Raw genomic sequence first — 18334 nt, 5'->3', positions numbered from 1 at the left:
ATGGGTATTTTTAAAATAAAACGCCCTACTTTTATCCATGCTATAAAAAGTACAATTTTAACGACTTTATTAAAAAATAAGCACAAAAAAAATAGCATCACGTTAACGCATAATACTATTTATGTTTTGCCTTCCACACTGGGTGTATATTTTACGATAGTTGCGCTATTAAACTTTGTAATGGGAATTAATTATCAAAATAATTTAATACTGTTTATGGCGTATTTAATGTTTGTGATTATTATTTTTGCCTTGTTGTTAGGTTACAGCAACGCAAAAGGATTAACTGTCAGCTTTAAGAATACTATTGAGAGTTATGCGCCACAGCCACCTCAGTTAGTGTGGCAAATAAAATCAAACGACACATGTCAGTCAATCACCTTAAGTTATCCCAATAATTTAGAACAAGACTGCTATATAGAGAGTGTTAAAGCCGATACCATACAATGCCAGTTACCATTGCCTTATTTAAAGCGCGGACGCTATTTACTAAAGCCAATAAAAATTGCCAGTAATTATCCATTTGGTTTGGTGAGTGTATGGAGCTATATTCAACCAGATCATACCGTTTATGTTTACCCTTCAATTATTAAAACCCCAAATTACAAACAGTTAAGCCAAATAACTGCTAATGATGATGGTAATGAAAAGCACCAAGGCGATGATGAGTTTGAAAGTTTAATTACCCATTTACCAGAAATGGGGTTGCAGCGAGTTTCGTGGAAACACTACGCAAAAACTCAGCAATTATTAGTAAAACAATTTAGTGATTTTAAATCTGCCGATACACAATTTGACTTTAATTTAATGACAGGCGATACCGAGCAACGCTTAGGGCAATTGTGTTACCTAGTATGCCAAGCGTTTGAAAGCGACATTAATTACTCGATGAAATTGCCCAATAAATCCATAGAAAATGGATCAGGTAAGCTTCATCTGCAACGCTGCTTACAAGCCTTAAGTAATGTAGGCGCTGATTATGAATGAGATAAAAAATCAACGCGTTATAAATTTTTCTCTGTCATTTATTTACTTAGGTTTAGTGAGCTTTTTTATAGAACACTTGCCCCTACCCTTTATTATTATGCTTAGCGTGTTATGTGGTTGGAATATTTATTTAACTCTTAAACACAAACAAAAGCCCAATGCGTGGTTAGCAAACGGACTCGCTGTAGTAGCATTAATTATTATGCTAAGCAGTATTGGCTTTAAAGATACTGTGGTGCTGTTTGTTGCCATGCTTTTGCTGTCATGCGTTTTTAAATTACTACAGGCAAAAACAAAGCAGCATTATCAATTGATCATTACCCTCACATTCTTCTCACTTTCAGCAGTGTATTTGTTTAGCCAAACTATTTTTACCACTTTAATTATTAGTACACTGTATATTTTAAATTTTGCTGTACTTGGGTTACTTGAATCTAGTCATAGTTTAAAACTGTCATCAAAACAAAGTGCTAAAATAATATTTCTGGCTTTTCCTTTGGCAGTTGTACTCTTAATATTTTTACCAAAACTCCCTGCATTTTGGCAATTACCTGGGCCAAAAATGGCGCAAACAGGCCTATCTGAACAAGTAGACCCATTTGATATAGCTAAATTATCAAACTCCGATGAATTGGTTTTTAGAGCGAAGTTTGATAATAATTCAACCACGCCCCCTTATTACTGGCGCGCTATTGTACATGATGAATTTGACGGTAAAGCTTGGAAAACATCTTCGTTTTTAAAACAAGCAATGATGTTACCAAGCCAAAATAGCAGCAATGGAAACACCACTCAATACTCAATAATTGCTGAGCCAGCAATGGCTGATTGGTTATATGGGCTTGGCTATGCCAGTAGTAACAATGAAAATGTAGTTTCCAACTCAGTCGGCTTGCTGCGTAAAAAACAATATAAATCCAAAGTGTTACAATATTCTGTTAGTACTAAACCATTATCGACTAAGAAGCTTAATAGCGTAGAGCAGCGTTTTTATAAAACGCTTACTGTGAGTAATAACCAAAAAAGTTATCAACTGGCGCAACAGTTAAAAAACAGAAGTGCTAACGCTGATGAGCTTTTTAATAAACTGCTAGATTATTTTTCGCAAAATAGTTTCAGTTACACTCTTACGCCAACACCTATGCGCGGTGATGATACGCTTGATCAATTTATGTTTAATAATAAACGTGGCTTTTGTGGTCATTATGCCAGTGCAGCTGCCTTTATTTTTAGAAGTGCTGGCGTTCCAGCGCGGGTAGTAAGCGGATATTTAGGCGGAGAGCATAATCAAAACAATGACTATATTACCGTTCGTCAATACGATGCGCATGCTTGGGTTGAGGTATATACTAATGCAGGCTGGAGAATATTTGATGCAACAGCGGTTGTTGCGCCCGAACGATTAAATGGTTCTTTATCACAGAGTGCTGCATTAAATGATGAATTTAAAAATAATATTAATTTTGGTTTAGTTAGTTTAAGTAATTATGCTGCCATAAACTGGCTTCGCCTTGAATTAGAAAACCTCGATTATCAATGGTCTAGTTGGGTGCTGGGATTTGATAAAAATAAACAACAAGATTTATTAGCGTCCCTATTTGGTAACACTTATGTTTGGTTAGTACCTCTTGGAGTTATTATTGTTTTAATTTTAAGTTTTAGTGCTTATTTTATTTATATAAACCGCCCCAAGGCAACAACCAAGCAACCTCCGCTGGTAAAAGAGTATTATCAAATACTCAGTTGGGCTAATAAGCACACTATAAACTACCCTGAAAATGCTACGCCTATTCAAACATTACAACACATTAGTCAACAAGCCTCCTATGCAGAGCAACAAATAACCGCCTTTTGTCACTTATTTGAGCAAGTGCGCTATGCGAGACAACCATTTACCAAAGAACGTAAAAATCAGGCTAAAGATCTGATAAAATTAATTAAATCTATAAAACAGAGAAATCTATGAACGCAGTTATTATAGGCGTTATTTTAATGCTTGGACTCACTTTGGTCCGCGTAAATGTGATTGTTGCAATGACAATAAGTGCGCTTGTTGCCGGATTAACCGCAGGCATGGGCTTAAAAGAAAGTATTGATGCTTTTAATTCTGGCTTATCATCAGGCGCCGAGATTGCTTTAAGCTATGCGATGCTAGGTGCATTTGCCGTCGCTATCTCTAAGTCAGGTTTAACGCGTATTTTGGCCGCTAAGTTACTCGCTAAAGTAAATGCTCAAACAGGCTCTAGTGAAACCATATTAAGCTACTTTATTCTGTTTATTATTTTGATTTGTGCTATCTCTTCTCAAAACTTGGTGCCGGTGCATATCGCTTTTATTCCCATTTTGATCCCGCCGCTGCTTGTGGTGTTTAATAAACTGCGATTAGATAGACGTGCCATTGCTTGTATTTTAACCTTTGGTTTAGCCACCTCGTACATGGTGCTGCCGTATGGTTTTGGGGGTATTTATTTATACTCAATATTACATAAAAACCTAGTTGATAATGGCCTTGAGATTGTTAATACCAGTGTCCCTTTAGCTATGATCATTCCAGCTATTGGTATGTTTGTCGGCTTGCTGATTGCCCTATTTATTACTTATCGAAAACGCCGCGAATACACAAGCACAGCATTAACAGTTCAAAGCCAACAAGCTGATGTTGAAAACCCAAAAAAGGTAATGCTGGTTGGTTTATTTGCCGTGCTTGCTTCTCTGATCGCTCAAAATGCCAGTGGCTCAATGATATTAGGTGGCCTAGTCGGGGTGGTTATATTTAGTGTATTTGGTGTGGTTAAGTGGGAAGAAAACGGCGACGTGTTTAGCAAGGGTGTTGCCATGATGGCAATGATTGGTTTTATTATGATTTCTGCGCAAGGTTTTGCTGCTGTAATGAAAGAAACCGGACACGTTGCTAGCCTAGTCCATAGCAGCGCCGCCATTTTTGACGGTAATAAACCCATAGCAGCTGCAGTAATTTTATTAGTCGGCTTATTTATAACCATGGGCATTGGTAGCTCATTTTCGACTGTGCCTATAATTGCCACCTTATTTGTGCCTTTATGTTTAGAGCTAAACTTTTCTGTAATGGCAACCGCTGCACTTGTTGGTACGGCTGGCGCATTAGGTGATGCAGGCTCCCCTGCCTCTGACTCTACGCTAGGGCCAACATCAGGACTTAATGCTGACGGACAACACGACCACATTTGGGATTCGGTTGTGCCAACCTTTATTCACTTTAATATTCCGTTATTGGTGTTTGGCTGGATAGCCGCTATGGTTTTATAGTTATTTAAAGGCGTGCATTGCACGCCTTTTTATTAGTCTCATTTATTACTTTAATACGCCCTCCTTATTGAAAAACTAATACGTTTTATTATATTCAATTGCTAAGTTGGCCATTAGATGAATATAGTATGATGTGTTCTTTACGGTTAATAATATAAGCACCAATCATGGTGCTTATATTATTTTTACTGTTAGGTGTTATAACTCAAAACCATGCAGCATTTTGTCACACACGACAGGTGTTGGCCTGTGGTTATCATCAACAGCAACAAAGGTAAAGCTGCCGGTTATAGCCGAGTGCTTGTTATCTTTGTGCATAGTTTCTAGGAATATTTCAACATCCACTTTCAAACTGGTATTCCCCACATGCGATACCTTTGATATCAACTCAGCAAATGAACCAGCAGGAATAGCTTCTTTAAAATCGACTCTATCTGATGAAATAGTTACTAATGGTTTACGGCAAAAACGGGTGGCAGCTATAAAAGCAACTTCATCCATCCATGCTAATGCGTCACCACCAAATAGCGTATTATGATGGTTAGTACGCCCAGGAAATACAGCTTTAGTTACCGAAGTGGTCGAATCTTTTATACGTTGCGCAATAATGGCTTCGCGCTCTACTTGAGTCATAATCTCTACTTTTTGTTAGCTAATGTGTCTTGCATTAATAATGCAGGGTCAAGGCGTTCACCTTGCCAATTAAATCGCCAATCTAAATGCGGCCCAGTTACACGGCCCGTAGCACCTATTTCAGCTACCTTTGTACCTTGTTCAATCTTCTGCCCTACTTTTACATCAAGCTTACTTAAATGAATATAAGTAGAAGTAACCCCATGACCATGATCTAAAATCAAAGTACCACCAGAGTAGTATAAATCTGGTTCAGCAAATACTACCGTTCCGCTGATCGGCGCATACACAGGTGAACCTGTTTTGTTTGCTATATCTAAACCAAAGTGTGGCCTACGAGGTTCGCCATTAAAGTAACGTTGGCTACCATAAACACCTGAAATGCGTCCTTTTGCAGGCCTAAGTACTGGCTGTAAAAAGTATTCTAAATCAGAGTTAACAGCCCGTGCTTTTCGTACTGCGATCGCTTCACGGCTAATACGTTCACTTACCGCTTTTGGCGGCGATACGTATTTTTTAGCAACACCGGTAATTTTATCTATATCGTAATCGCGAAGAGTAATAACTAAATCTTGGCTGTGGCCTTTACCGGTTTTATCTACCCAGCTTAATGTATGTACAGTTTTTGCATCACGGCCAAAACCAAATACAAATAACCCATTATCAGCAAGTTTTAACGACTTACCATTGAGGCTTACCGACTTAGCGTTATCTAATTGCCCTGTTACTAGGCCGCCTTGAGTTAAATGCCCTTTTAGCTCAAGCGCTATAGCACTAAAGCTAGTTGATACAATTAACGCCGAAACTAATAAGGATTTAAGCATAACTAATCGACCCCTTTCCAACACCTTCATAGGCGGTAATTTTAACGTCTTTTTCTGGGTGCTCTAATTTCACTTGGCTGGCAATGTAGTCAGCAATACATTCTACCGTGGTATCAATTGGTAAAATGTCGCAACGTGATTCACTAATAGCCATTTCAAAGTAACCTTGCGCCGCAGTATACGCAAAACAAACATCATCACTTTTAGCTGAGATATGTTTTAATTCAGAGGCGTTTATTTGATCTTCACTAGTTGCTAAGTAAATATCACGCCATTTATCAGCCCACTGTTTTTGCAAACGAGGCATAGAAATACCGCCAAGGCTTATACCAATTTGTGAGCGATGACCATGAATAATACGCTGGCAATTACCATCATGCTTTTTAAGGCCATGACTATAGTGGTAATAAAAACTCTGATTGTGCTCAGGCTTTAACACCAATTCGATTTTTTCAATATTATCAGGAAGCTGTGGCAGTATGGTGGCAACCAAATACTCTGTCACTGATTCAACGGTAATTTCATCAGTATCTATTAAACAATATGCTTGATGTGGCGCGCTCATTGCTAAGTGCTTATTATCAGCAAATGTACAATCTAATGTTTTGTGATCAGCAAATTCGTTAATGCTGCCGTTTATGTTGTTAGGAACAGCTAAACGGTGATCTATACACTCATCAATAATGCCTTTAATTTGCTTTTTAACTAAGCCAAAGTCTAAAACCATAGACTCTTCGTTTAGTTTGCCATGTAAAGTCAAATCAACAATCCAACTTTCGCCAACTGCACCGCGTTTATTGCATAAGTAAGAAAAATCAATCACAGTGAGTGAGTTAACAAAAAGGGTCATAAATTTCCTTTAAACTGATTAAAAGTCAGCCCCAATTATAATGATTTCTGTTAGTAATTGCGCGGTTTAATCATACTAAAATCAGTTGCATTAACTGATTGCTTATAATTAAACCATTTTTTAACTGCTCCGAGTTGTTTAGCGTACAAGTGTACGCTAAAGTACGGGGCAATTTCTAAGCAAAGATAAAGTGTTATGGAACCTAAAAATAGCTATACAAAAGAAGATTTGATCCTTTGTGGTCAAGGTGAAATGTTTGGTGAAGGAAATTGTCGTTTGCCAAGTGACAACATGTTAATGATGGATCGTATCATTTCAATTACCGATGACGGTGGTGAACATGGTAAAGGTCAAATAGTTGCAGAGCTAGATATCGACCCTAGCCTTTGGTTTTTCGACTGTCATTTTAAAGGCGACCCAGTAATGCCTGGTTGTTTAGGCTTAGATGCTATGTGGCAACTTGTGGGCTTTTTCTTAGGTTGGTCTGGTGGTCCTGGTCTTGGTCGTGCACTCGGTGTAGGTGAAGTTAAATTTACCGGTCAAATATTACCAACAGCTAAAAAAGTAACCTACCGTCTAGACATGAAACGCGTTATTAAGCGTAAATTGTTTATGGGTATGGCTGATGGCACCGTAGAAGTAGATGGCCGCGTGATCTACGAAGCAAAAGATTTGAAGGTAGGCTTGTTCCAAGATACCAGCGCGTTTTAAGTTTAAAACACGCAACAAAAAGGCCTCCATTTGGAGGCCTTTTTGCTTTAATTCGTTATGAGTTTATGTTTTATACATATTGCGATTTTCTATTGCCTCGCGCCAACCACCAAGCCACTCAGACTTAGGATCAACTTGTTGATAAGGGCAGTGCTCTTTTGAGCGACCAGCTAAACCTGCTTTAAAACCTTGAGAATGAGCTCTTTCTAAACGATCTCTTTTCTGTCTCTTCATCGGTAAAATCCTCACCTTTATATTTATATTTTTGTAGCATAAAGTTCATCTACATTTAATAAATAGCCAACAAAAATGTTTAATTCAAACACAAAATACAATTAATTTGTTTGACTTTAACTAAGCTGCTGATGCAATGATAAATTAATTAAAAAATAAATTTATTGCTCACACCTAGTCAACTTTAACCTATATAACTTTATTAAAATGTTCCGACATATCGGCTCAAAAACACATAAGTGTCATATTTGTGACTGGCAATATAAGCTAAAGTTCCTCATTAATTTGTAATCGAAAAATGAACAGATTTCGTTGTTTTAAAAAGATTGCAAATAAACACTTGATTATTTAAAACCGATCGGTCTAATATAAGTTATGAATAAAATATCATCAGTTACAAATAGGCGTGGCCGCCCACCCAAAATAGCCAGAGACAACGCAGATACTAAAGCGTTGCTCCTTCGTGTGGGATTAGAAACCCTCACTGAGTTTGGTTTTAGTGCCACAGGGCTCGACACCATATTAAAAAAAGCCAAAGTCCCTAAGGGCTCGTTTTATCATTACTTTAAAAATAAAGAAGCATTTGGCTTAGCTTTGGTTGATGCGTATGACACGTTTTTTATAGCTAAACTTAAGTTTTATTTAGAGCAACCTGAAGTACCGCCCCTAGAACGAATTGTTAACTTTACCCAAAGTGCGATAGCTGGGATGCAAAAGTATGATTACAAACGCGGTTGTTTGGTAGGAAATTTAAATCAAGAGCTCAACCATTTAAGTGACGACTTTAACGCTCGTTTGATGCAAAGCTACAATGCCTGGCAGGCACAGTTAACACAGTGCTTAGACTTGGCTCAACAGCAACACACTATTAAAGCTGATATTGATACCACACAAATGAGTGAATTTTTTTGGATTGGTTGGGAAGGCGCAGTAATGCGAGCTAAACTAACACAATCAAGCAAGCCACTGACTTTATACACAGAAATGTTTTTACGCGCATTAATTAGGGTCTGTTGATCTTTCAAGGTTAAATTTGCAGCAGTCTGTTTGGTATTTAGGCAAGGCAGAGCCTATGTGGTGTGGTTATTCCCCATAAATAGGCGATAACGCAGCATTAATACCAAAGGGTTCTGCCTAGGGGCGATTTACTCTTTGTTGCTCGGTTTTTACTTAGCCCACTAGGTTACAAATCTCGCGCCGCAATTAAATCGCACCTAATTTAAACAAATTTTAATCTACAAAGGTCATCAGACCCTGTTGATGCATTTTTTATTATCAATTTAAAGACGATCGGTCTAAAAGGAAATCTAATGAGCAATCCTATTAAAGCTATTGTTATAGATAAGCAAGACGACAACTACAGTGCCAATTTAAGCAGCATAAACAGTGATGATTTACCAAACGAAAATGTATTAATTGACGTACTGTACAGTACCCTAAATTACAAAGATGGCTTAGCCATTACTGGCAAAGGTCCTGTAGTTCGCAGCTTTCCTATGGTACCTGGCATTGATTTAGTGGGTACAGTTACTAACAGCGACAGTGAAGAATTTAAAGCTGGCGATAAGGTTATTTTAAATGGCTTTGGTGTTGGCGAAAAACACTGGGGTGGCCTAGCCCAAAAAGCGGCTCTTAGCAGCGATTGGTTAATTCCTCTACCCGCCAACTTATCAGCTAAACAAGCTATGCAAATTGGTACTGCCGGTTACACAGCAATGTTGAGCGTGATTGCCCTTGAAAAACAAGGGTTCACCCCTGACTCAGGTGAAGTGTTAGTCACCGGTGCCAATGGTGGCGTAGGCAGTTTTGCTATTTATTTACTAAGCCAGCTAGGTTATCAAGTAACCGCAGCAACAGGTCGCATGGAACAAGCTGACTATTTAAAATCATTAGGTGCAACTAATGTAATTGATAGGAACGAGTTTTCAAACTCAGGTAAACCACTACAAAAAGAACGCTTTGCTGCTGCAATTGATTCGGTAGGTAGTCACACACTTGCTAATATTTGTGCCTCACTTAAATACGGTGGTGTAGTAACAGCTTGTGGGCTTGCACAAGGTATGGATTTGCCAGCGTCTGTGGCGCCATTTATATTACGTGGTATTTCTTTGATGGGTATTGATAGCGTAATGCGTCCTAAAGCGGATCGTGTTGAAGCATGGGATCGTTTAGCATCCCTAGTTAGTAGCGATTACTTAGATAAAATTTCGACCGAAATCACACTTGATCAGGTTATTGAAAATGCCGAACAGCTCATGCAGGGCCAAATTCGTGGTCGTGTTGTGGTTAATTGTCAAAGTTAAGCTTTTTTGCTATTAAACTCTCGTTATTAAATTTATAATACTGGCCGTATTTTTAATAACGAGAGAACACCTATGAGCAACCAAGAACTTTTCAGTAATAACCCACTGCAAGGCGTTAAATTAGAGCAAGTGGTTGAAGAACTGGTTGAGCAATATGGGTGGGAACTCCTGCATGCCTACTTACAACTCAACTGCTTTAAAAATAATCCTGACATTAAGTCAGCAGTTAAATTTTTACGTAAAACTGAGTGGGCACAACAAAAAGTAGATAATTTCTATTTGTACCGCCTAAAAAACTTACCACGCCCAGATGACGTACAATACGAACTGCCTCCACGCGACCGTATTATCCCTGAAGGCGATAAACTAGGTGAACCATGCGAGTTAAGCTTTTCTGATGCTAAGCGTATTCAAGAGAAAAAAGCAGCCAAGCAACGTGCCCGTACTCGTAAACAACGTTCAAATTCAAGTAACCCTTGGGGTAACTAAGCTAATTTCATAAAAGAGCTAACTTTATTGTTAGCTTTTTTTTTTATTGAGGAAATTAATAGCCTCGGTGTTTCCAAAAATCATCTTCTGTTTTGGTCTGTTCATTAGTTAGATTAAATGTTTTATCCGCAATGACTTTTCCTGCTAATGATAAGGTCATACGCCAGTTACCTATTTTATCTTCTATAGGCTCCCACACGGTGTCGCCTAAATAAAACGACCAATCGTTATCTTTAACGTATACATTCCCCTCAAAAGGCAGCATTACTTCGCCATTGGTATCTATAATACCTGGGTGATAAATACAATAATGTAGTTTTTCGCCTTTGGCTTTTTTGATATTTACTATTAGGCCAAATTCCACATCAATACACGCGGTTACCTTTGTGGTGAATTGCGTGATTTGTGGTAACGATTTACTGGCTTTGTCCCAGTGGGTATATATACCGTAACTTTCTAATGTAATTTGTGGTTTAGATTTTGCCATTTAACTTTCTATTTTTTCTTTCTATTGTTAAGCCACCAGCCTCAGCGAGTGATTTATTAATTAAGTAATTGTTTTGGATTTTTAGGATAATAATTGCTGGATTGCTGCTCGCATAAACTAAACTCGCGAGTATTTTTATACGGCAACTTCATAAAACCAGCGACCCCAACATCAGTAATATTAACCGCGTACTGCATGAGTTTATTTAGCAAACGTTTAAATTCAACTTCTTTACTAGCATCGAGTAATCGATAGTAATGGTGAATCTTCATCCTATCTGGTAGTGCTTCAAAAATAATACAACCCGTATGATGTATCTGGTTTAGCTCAAATACACATTTAATCACCTTTTTAGGCAGTTGCAGTTGCTCATCGGGATCTTTACCATCTTCAAAATATGAGTGCGGACGGGTTACATCGCTGGCTTTTACATTAACCACTTCATAGTCAAGCTCAGGTAACTGGTTAAATTTAAACGCACCGGTGCCATCGCGTTCTAGTTGAATCGTTTTACGGGCATCAAATAAACAACACTTAAATAAGCCTTTTTGACTAATCGCTTGTGCCAGCATTACAGTATTATTTACCGCATCAGTAAACGCGGTGGCTAAAGCTTCATCGTGCATAATAAGTGATGACTCAACATACAAAGAATCATCTTTCCAATGAAAACTCAGCCCCCCTACTACAGGGTATTTCGCTAAGCGACTAATTGACGCTAAAAACGCTTTTTCGGTATCCCCAGTATCAAACAAAAATTCTTTGTAATACCTATCTAACTGAGCATCGTTTACATCGAGTAATTGCTGTTTATGGTCGGCTTGGCGTAAAAACTGTTTGCGGGAACTATATACAACGGTTTCGGGCTCAGGATCTTGGCTAAACCAAAAAGGAATGCGTGCTTTAGTGTCTTCCTTTGGTAGCTCTGGTAAAAATGCTTTTGCCATAGTTTCTATGTTACGCATAAAATAGTCGCCGGCTTTATCCCTTACACTACGCTCTTTTGAAAGCATGCCGTCAATTACATTCGCCAGCTCTTTAGGAAGCATTAAACTACTGGCCGGAATAGCCTGAGCGCCAAATCGACAAGACTGAGCCGATGCAAGTGCATACAAAGTTGATGCAACCCCTTGCTCATCAAAACGAGGGGATGACTTTTCACCAGACATTTGTGCATCACCAATAAAATACACATCACCCATTCGCGCGTTAGTGGTGCTTAAATCACCCGACATTAAATCCATAAAATTACTGGCAATAGGGTTGCCTTGTTCATCTACTTGGGCATATACCGAACTACCCCAATCAACCAATGAAAGCTGCTTGGCTTTTTCATCCCACACCAAGTTAGAGGGTTTAATATCGCCATGCACAATAGGTTGTGGGCTCAATCCGTTTTTATGATGGCGTAAATCAAGCAATACATTTCTCAATTTTACCGCTAAGTTCATTATTTTTGCAGCAGATAGTCGCCCTTGCTTTAGCGATACTTTTTCAAGGTCTTCACCTATTGCACGAGCCATCATCAAAATGCCCTGTTTTTTAATTCGCTCAAAACCATAAAATTTTGGTATTAGCGGATTATCAATTTGAGACAGCATATACGCTTCGTCTTCAAGGCGATCTCGGACACTTTGTGCCAGCGTTATTCTTGAAAATTTAAACACCCACGGCAGGCCATGTTCATCATCACCCGCAAAAACAAAGCCAAACGCACCAGAGCCAATCATTTCAACATTTTTATAACCAAGTAGTGTTAGCTGTTTAATACAAATGTTAAGCCATTGGCGATGCTTTTTAGCATCACGGTGCGATAACAAATAAACAGACTGTTCTTCGTTAATATAAAAGTTGCGAATTTCTTTTGCTTTCAATGCATGTACTCAAAATAATAAGGTGTAAAAACGCCCTTCGATTATTAGTTTTATATAAAGAGATTACAATAGCTTATAGCTTTGTTTTTATCTGCAGTTATAAATATGATTGATAAAAACATAAATAATAAAAAATATTGCATCCAATATCCTGTTCTGGCCGTTGCTTAATGACATCTAATTAAAGAATAATGATTTAAAGGACTTTAAGCGTGAAGAAACTAGCATTTATAACATTCGGAATTTTACCGTTTAGTTATGCACAAGCAAGCATAGAGAAATTAACCGTTTACGGACACAGAGATAGCCTAATTGGCGAGTCTATTAGTGCCTCAAGCGGTATTATTGGGCAAGGCGAGATTCAACAACGTCCTATGTTAAGAAGTGCAGAATTGTTGGAACTGATCCCAGGTATGGCAGTAACTCAACATAGTGGCTCAGGAAAAGCGAATCAATACTTTATAAGGGGCTTTAATTTAGATCACGGAACAGATTTCGCCACTAATATTGATGGTATGCCAATAAATTTACCTAGCCATGGGCACGGTCAAGGCTATACCGATTTAAATTTTATTATTCCAGAATCTATATTAAGCATTAATTATCAGAAAGGATCTTATAGCGCTACCCAAGGAGACTTTTCATCAGCTGGGAGCGCAAATTTTAATCTTATAGATACACTAACTCATCAACAAGTAAGTCTTAGTATTGGAGAAGATAACTACAAGCGAGCCACAGTACTCGCTTCAACTGATGTTACAAAAGGTAAACTAATGGCCGCAGCTGAGTGGCAAGGATACTCCGGTCCATGGGATGATATTAATGAAGCTGTTAATAAAAAAAACGCACTCCTTCGATATGTTGGCAAAGCATTTAATGGCGATTTTACCCTCAGTGCTATGGCCTATGACAACAGCTGGAATTCAGCTGACCAAATCCCTAAGCGCGCAGTTTCTCAAGGGTTAATTTCTCAGCTTGGCTCTTTAGATACGTCATTAGGTGGCAATTCTAGCCGCTATAGTTTATCGACCGTTTGGCAAGGTGAAAACCTAAAGGTAAATACATACGCAATAAGTTATGACTTAGATTTATACTCAAATTTTAGCTATTTTTTAAATGATCCTGTTAATGGCGATCAATTTAACCAAAAAGACAGTCGTAAAGTATATGGTGGCGAATTTAATTATCAGTTTGATGCCAAAATGCTAGCTATTAACATGCAACATACGGCAGGGTTAGCACTTCATCATACCAACATTGATAACGTTGGCTTATATAACACAAAAAAAAGAAAGCGATTATCTACAGTAAGACAAGACGATTTAAATCAAACTAGTTACTCAGCCCATTGGGGATCAAAGCTTTTTTTAAGTACCAATCTAGAAGCAAGCTTAGGTATTCGATACGACTACTATAACGTTGATGTTAATAGCAATATTTCAGCTAATTCGGGTAGTCAAAACGATGATTTAGTGAGTTTAAAAGCTAGTTTAAACTACCAATTTACCGATTTAGTAGCCGCCTATGCTAATTGGGGTCAGTCATTTCATTCAAATGATGCTCGTGGAGCAACAATTAATGTAGACCCTGTTACATTAGATAAATCAGAGCAAGTAGATTTACTGGTAAAAAGTGAAGGCGCTGAAATTGGTTTAAGGTTTGCTGAACCAAAAACATTTAACTTATCGGCTGCATTATGGTGGTTAAACCTCGACTCAGAACTTCTATTTGTTGGCGATGCAGGTAATACAGAGCCTAGTGATGCCTCTGAGCGCTATGGTATAGAAATGAGCGCCTATTATTGGGTTAATAATAGTTTTAGTCTTGATGCTGAAGCATCATTTACCCACTCTCGTTTAAGCATAAATAATGTCAAAAACTATATAGAAGGTGCAGTACCCGTTGTCGCAAGCGCTGGCTTAAATTGGCATTTAACAGAACAATGGCAGTCATCGTTACGTATTCGCCATATAGGTAAACGCACATTAACAAGCGACGGAGAAAAACGCTCGGAGCCATTAACCGTAGTTAATAGCTCTATAAGTTATCAGCAAACTCATTGGCAAGTAGAGTTTGAGTTACTGAATTTATTTAACAGCAGAGACCATGATATTGATTATTATTATTCATCGCGCTTACCTAATGAGCCCATTGATGGCGTTGAAGATAATCACTTTCACCCTATAGAGCCAAGAACTGCCCGATTAAGTTTTAGCTTATTATTTTAAATTCCGCCTCAGACAATAAAAACGAATGAAAATGATTTATAGAGCGAAAATAACAGAAAAAAGTAACTATATCGTTGTTATTTGCTGTTTCACCGTATCCTACTTAACTACAGTAGGCTAAATAAGGTAAAACACCCCTTTAAATTATTCTTAGGTTAAAAAATGAAACGTATTATAAAAGCCTCTTCAATCGCGCTTGCACTGGGTATGTGTATTAATGCACAAGCAGCAGACTTTAATTTTTCTACAAAAGTAGACAGCGACGCAAATACGCTGGTTGTATTTTATAGCCAAGATGGCAGCAACAGCCAATTTAAAACACTTGATAAACAATTCGATGGCCAATTACAACGTGTTATCGATATAGAAAACTTTACTGGCGATTACGCAAAAGTCGCGCAACTTGTCGCGCCAAGTAAAAGTAACTACAGCCGTATTTTAGTTGTAGGTACAGGTAAAGCTGACGAATTAAATAAAGCAAAAGCGGCTAAGTTAGGTGGCAATATTCATGCTCGCCTAGTTAAAGCTAAAGCAGGCACAGCCAGCGTTATTTTTGATGATGTAACGGGTGCAAACGATAACGCTGCACTTGCTGCTAATTTTGCCCATGGTGCAAACCTACGCGATCACCGTTTTGAAAACTACAAAAAAGAACCAAGCACTGAAACAGTTAGCTATACGTTTGATGTTGATAACACCAAGCAAACTCGCAAGCTTTACAGCCAATTAGAGAGTATTCAAGCAGGTGTATTTTTAGCACGCGATTTAACATCAGAAGTGGCTACAGAAATGACACCGATTGATTTTGCCAATGCAGCAAAAGAATTAGCGTCGTTAGGTGTTACTATCAAAGTGTTAGAGCCTAAAGAGCTAAAAGAGCTTGGCATGGGCGCATTAGAAGCTGTAGGTAGAGGAAGCCAGCAAGGTGCACGTTTAGTGGTAGCTCATTATAAAGGCTCTGACGATGCCCCTATTGCCCTTGTTGGTAAAGGCATTACGTTCGACTCAGGTGGTTATAGCATCAAAACCGGTGCGTCTATTGCACGTATGAAATCAGACATGGCCGGTGCTGCTGCAGTGCTTGGTACTGTAAAAGCAATGGCGTTAGCTAAAGCAGATAAAAACGTGGTAGCCGTTATGGGCATGGCAGCTAATATGGTATCGCAATTTGCTGTTGCTCCAGGTGATGTTGTTCGCACTGCTGAAGGCTTAAGTGTAGAAATTTTAAATACCGATGCTGAAGGTCGTTTAGTACTAAGTGATGCAATGTGGTATGCACGTGAGCACTACAAACCAGAGATCATGATTGATGTTGCAACCTTAACGGGTTCTAAAATTCGTGCTGTTGGTAATGAATACGCAGCGGTATTCTCTGATGATGACACGCTAGTATCGCAACTTACCCTTGCAGGTAAACAAGTAAACGAAAACCTATGGCGCTTACCATTAGGTTATAAAGATATGTTGAAGTCTGACATTGCTGATATAACAAATGTAGGTTCAGGTGGCCCTGGTGCAACCACAGCCGCTACTTTCTTAGAGCATTTTGCTGGCGATACCCGTTGGGTGCATATCGATATTGCAGGTAATGCCTTAGTGAAAAAAGGTAAAGATGAGCTTTCACCAGGGGGAACGGGGTTTGGTGTTCGCTTATTAAGCGAATGGTTATTAGCTAACTAATTGTTTATTAATACTAATAAAAGCGCCAAAGTAGGTTTACTACTTTGGCGCTTTTTGTACGAAAACAGTTTTATAGAGCTCAATACATCACTATTAATAAATCCTTAAAAGTGTGTTTATTATTTGATTTTGTTTGATTTATAATCAAAGATAGAAGGAACAATTAGTAACGAGGTCAAAGGAATGAAAATAACCTACCTGCTCTACAGCATTTTTTATTTAAGCATTTGTTTTCTTTTCTATTTTGAACAGCTCTCCACCATTGCTGCAGCAATTATAGTGCTGTTATCTGCAATTTTTTATATAAAACCAGCAAAATCTGAATCAGCAAATAACAATTCGTCACTAGGTGCCGTGCAGTCGTTCAATAACAAAATTGCACAAAACATTACCAAAGCCACCTCAAAAAATGCCATAGGCGCAGCTGAAGTGTCATTTTATGTTGATAGCTTATCTAAAGAAATAGACGCTTGTTATAACGAGAGTGAAACTGTCGGGCGTGCCACACACGAGCTTTCACAAAATAGTACTGAACTCAGTGACAGCATGACCACTATTAATCAAGCAATGGTACAAACAGCGCAAGCCTCAAGCTCTGCCGATAGCCGCTTACAAACGGCCACCAGCCAAATTGATTCGTTATCAGGCTCTATAGATAAAGTCGCCCAGCAATTAGATTTATTATTAAAAAGTGCCAGTGATATACAAAGCATTACCCAAGTTATTCAAAACATTGCAGAGCAAACCAATCTACTTGCTTTAAATGCAGCCATAGAGGCCGCTCGTGCAGGTGAGCAAGGTCGTGGTTTTGCGGTTGTTGCCGACGAAGTGCGTAACCTTGCAAATAAAACCAATGAAGCAACCAAACAAATTGCTGACATGCTCACAGACATTAACGCCAACAGTATAAAAACCAATGAAGATATGAAGCAGGTTTCACAGCAAAGTATTTCTGTAAAATCAGAGCTTGAAAACGTGACTCAATCCTTTTTAACAATTAACCAAGATATTGGTGCCTCATCTACCGCGCTTGATAGTATGCATCAGTCTGTTTCTGCATTTCAGCATGCAACCACACAAATAAATAGCTCAGTCACTAGCATCAGTAGTTTATTGGGCGAAGTTACTAAAAAAGGCAGTACAATTTCTCAGCAAGCGTCTTCTTTATCGCTGGGATCAGAATCAATATTTAGAGAGCTTGAAAACATAGAGTATGACGCATTCTTTAAACCAATCCTGATATCGGCTAGACACGCCAGTAAAGCAATTGGCGAATGTTTTGAGGGTTGGATCCAAAGCGGAAAAATAACCCAGCAACAACTTTTTTCGCAAAACTATAAACCCATCGAGAATACTAATCCAACCAAGTACACAACCGATTACGATAAACTTACAGATCAATCACTGCCGGCTATTCAAGAACCAATTCTGGAAAATAAAGACATAATTTTTGCAGGAGCCGTTGATACTAAGGGCTACTTTCCTACTCATAACAAACGCTATAGCCAAGCCCTAACCGGTAACTTTGAAAAAGATTTAGTAAACAACCGTACTAAACGTATTTTTAATGACCCGACAGGAATTCGCTGTGGTAGCCACACCGAAAGCTTTTTATTACAAACCTATAAACGTGATACCGGTGAAATACTGCATGACCTCTCGGTGCCAATTTATGTAAACGGTAAACATTGGGGCGGGTTTAGAATTGGGTTTAAAAGTACAAATCATTAATTAATATAAAAAGGGAGA

The 18334-nt window shown here is 38.4% G+C and carries 16 protein-coding genes; 10 read left to right on the top strand and 6 right to left on the bottom strand.

Going from position 1 to position 18334, the window contains the following annotated elements; genetic code table 11:
* From ACNSN3_RS06735 to ACNSN3_RS06725, 3 genes are read left to right on the top strand one after another with little or no spacing between them, the layout of a single operon-like run.
* Window positions 1–987, top strand: coding sequence for a DUF58 domain-containing protein (locus tag ACNSN3_RS06735; protein ID WP_418608850.1), 987 nt, complete (start codon window positions 1–3; stop codon window positions 985–987).
* Window positions 980–2953 carry a transglutaminase TgpA family protein gene (locus ACNSN3_RS06730; protein ID WP_418608849.1) on the top strand — a complete coding sequence of 658 codons (1974 nt, stop codon included), beginning with the start codon at window positions 980–982 and terminating at the stop codon, window positions 2951–2953. The genes ACNSN3_RS06735 and ACNSN3_RS06730 overlap by 8 nt, the downstream gene beginning before the upstream one ends.
* On the top strand, window positions 2950–4272 hold the full coding sequence (locus ACNSN3_RS06725; protein ID WP_418608848.1) for a Na+/H+ antiporter family protein: 1323 nt from the start codon (window positions 2950–2952) through the stop codon (window positions 4270–4272). Before ACNSN3_RS06730 ends, ACNSN3_RS06725 begins: the two co-directional genes overlap by 4 nt.
* 198 nt (window positions 4273–4470) lie before the next feature.
* On the opposite strand, the gene ACNSN3_RS06720 is transcribed toward ACNSN3_RS06725, so the two are convergent.
* Genes ACNSN3_RS06720 through ACNSN3_RS06710 form a run of 3 tightly spaced genes read right to left on the bottom strand, consistent with a single transcriptional unit; the run spans window position 4471 to window position 6579 of the window.
* Complete coding sequence (locus ACNSN3_RS06720) at window positions 4471–4905, bottom strand: acyl-CoA thioesterase (protein ID WP_008114650.1); 435 nt, start codon at window positions 4903–4905, stop codon at window positions 4471–4473.
* Window positions 4906–4910: 5 nt separating this feature from the next.
* Window positions 4911–5729: a M23 family metallopeptidase gene (locus tag ACNSN3_RS06715; protein ID WP_418608847.1), complete on the bottom strand. Its 819-nt coding sequence runs from the start codon at window positions 5727–5729 to the stop codon at window positions 4911–4913.
* A complete protein-coding gene (locus ACNSN3_RS06710) occupies window positions 5722–6579 on the bottom strand; it encodes a 6-carboxytetrahydropterin synthase (protein ID WP_418608846.1) in 858 nt (285 codons plus the stop codon). The genes ACNSN3_RS06715 and ACNSN3_RS06710 overlap by 8 nt, the downstream gene beginning before the upstream one ends.
* A gap of 195 nt (window positions 6580–6774) precedes the next feature.
* Between ACNSN3_RS06710 and fabA the strand changes: the two genes are divergently transcribed.
* Window positions 6775–7290 carry a bifunctional 3-hydroxydecanoyl-ACP dehydratase/trans-2-decenoyl-ACP isomerase gene (gene fabA / locus ACNSN3_RS06705; RefSeq protein WP_010389976.1) on the top strand — a complete coding sequence of 172 codons (516 nt, stop codon included), beginning with the start codon at window positions 6775–6777 and terminating at the stop codon, window positions 7288–7290.
* A gap of 63 nt (window positions 7291–7353) precedes the next feature.
* Here the strand turns inward: fabA and rmf are convergent, their stop codons facing one another.
* Complete coding sequence (gene rmf / locus ACNSN3_RS06700) at window positions 7354–7524, bottom strand: ribosome modulation factor (protein ID WP_008114656.1); 171 nt, start codon at window positions 7522–7524, stop codon at window positions 7354–7356.
* A gap of 375 nt (window positions 7525–7899) precedes the next feature.
* Between rmf and ACNSN3_RS06695 the strand changes: the two genes are divergently transcribed.
* The 3 genes from ACNSN3_RS06695 to ACNSN3_RS06685 all read left to right on the top strand — a co-directional run bounded on the left by ACNSN3_RS06695 (window position 7900) and on the right by ACNSN3_RS06685 (window position 10316).
* A complete protein-coding gene (locus ACNSN3_RS06695) occupies window positions 7900–8541 on the top strand; it encodes a TetR/AcrR family transcriptional regulator (protein WP_418608845.1) in 642 nt (213 codons plus the stop codon).
* Between the two features lie 293 nt (window positions 8542–8834).
* Complete coding sequence (locus ACNSN3_RS06690; RefSeq protein WP_418608844.1) at window positions 8835–9827, top strand: MDR family oxidoreductase; 993 nt, start codon at window positions 8835–8837, stop codon at window positions 9825–9827.
* Window positions 9828–9899: 72 nt separating this feature from the next.
* The gene (locus ACNSN3_RS06685; protein WP_418608843.1) at window positions 9900–10316 is read left to right on the top strand and encodes a VF530 family DNA-binding protein; all 417 of its coding nucleotides are present in this window, start codon (window positions 9900–9902) and stop codon (window positions 10314–10316) included.
* A gap of 55 nt (window positions 10317–10371) precedes the next feature.
* On the opposite strand, the gene ACNSN3_RS06680 is transcribed toward ACNSN3_RS06685, so the two are convergent.
* A complete protein-coding gene (locus ACNSN3_RS06680) occupies window positions 10372–10803 on the bottom strand; it encodes a DUF3859 domain-containing protein (RefSeq protein WP_418608842.1) in 432 nt (143 codons plus the stop codon).
* A gap of 56 nt (window positions 10804–10859) precedes the next feature.
* A complete protein-coding gene (locus tag ACNSN3_RS06675; RefSeq protein ID WP_418608841.1) occupies window positions 10860–12677 on the bottom strand; it encodes a protein kinase domain-containing protein in 1818 nt (605 codons plus the stop codon).
* Between the two features lie 212 nt (window positions 12678–12889).
* On the opposite strand from ACNSN3_RS06675, the gene ACNSN3_RS06670 reads away from it, so the two are divergent.
* The 3 genes from ACNSN3_RS06670 (at window position 12890) to ACNSN3_RS06660 (ending at window position 18316) form a co-directional block, all read left to right on the top strand.
* Complete coding sequence (locus ACNSN3_RS06670; RefSeq protein WP_418608840.1) at window positions 12890–14905, top strand: TonB-dependent receptor; 2016 nt, start codon at window positions 12890–12892, stop codon at window positions 14903–14905.
* Window positions 14906–15067: 162 nt separating this feature from the next.
* Window positions 15068–16585 carry a leucyl aminopeptidase gene (locus tag ACNSN3_RS06665; protein WP_418608839.1) on the top strand — a complete coding sequence of 506 codons (1518 nt, stop codon included), beginning with the start codon at window positions 15068–15070 and terminating at the stop codon, window positions 16583–16585.
* 183 nt (window positions 16586–16768) lie between these two features.
* Window positions 16769–18316, top strand: a complete 1548-nt coding sequence (locus tag ACNSN3_RS06660; RefSeq protein WP_418608838.1) for a methyl-accepting chemotaxis protein — start codon at window positions 16769–16771, stop codon at window positions 18314–18316.
* The last annotated feature ends 18 nt before the right edge of the window (window positions 18317–18334 follow it).

The sequence above is a fragment of the Pseudoalteromonas sp. US3C1004 genome (assembly GCF_048401065.1).
GTDB classification, from domain to species: domain Bacteria; phylum Pseudomonadota; class Gammaproteobacteria; order Enterobacterales; family Alteromonadaceae; genus Pseudoalteromonas; species Pseudoalteromonas undina.
This window is presented reverse-complemented; position numbering and strand designations above follow the sequence as displayed.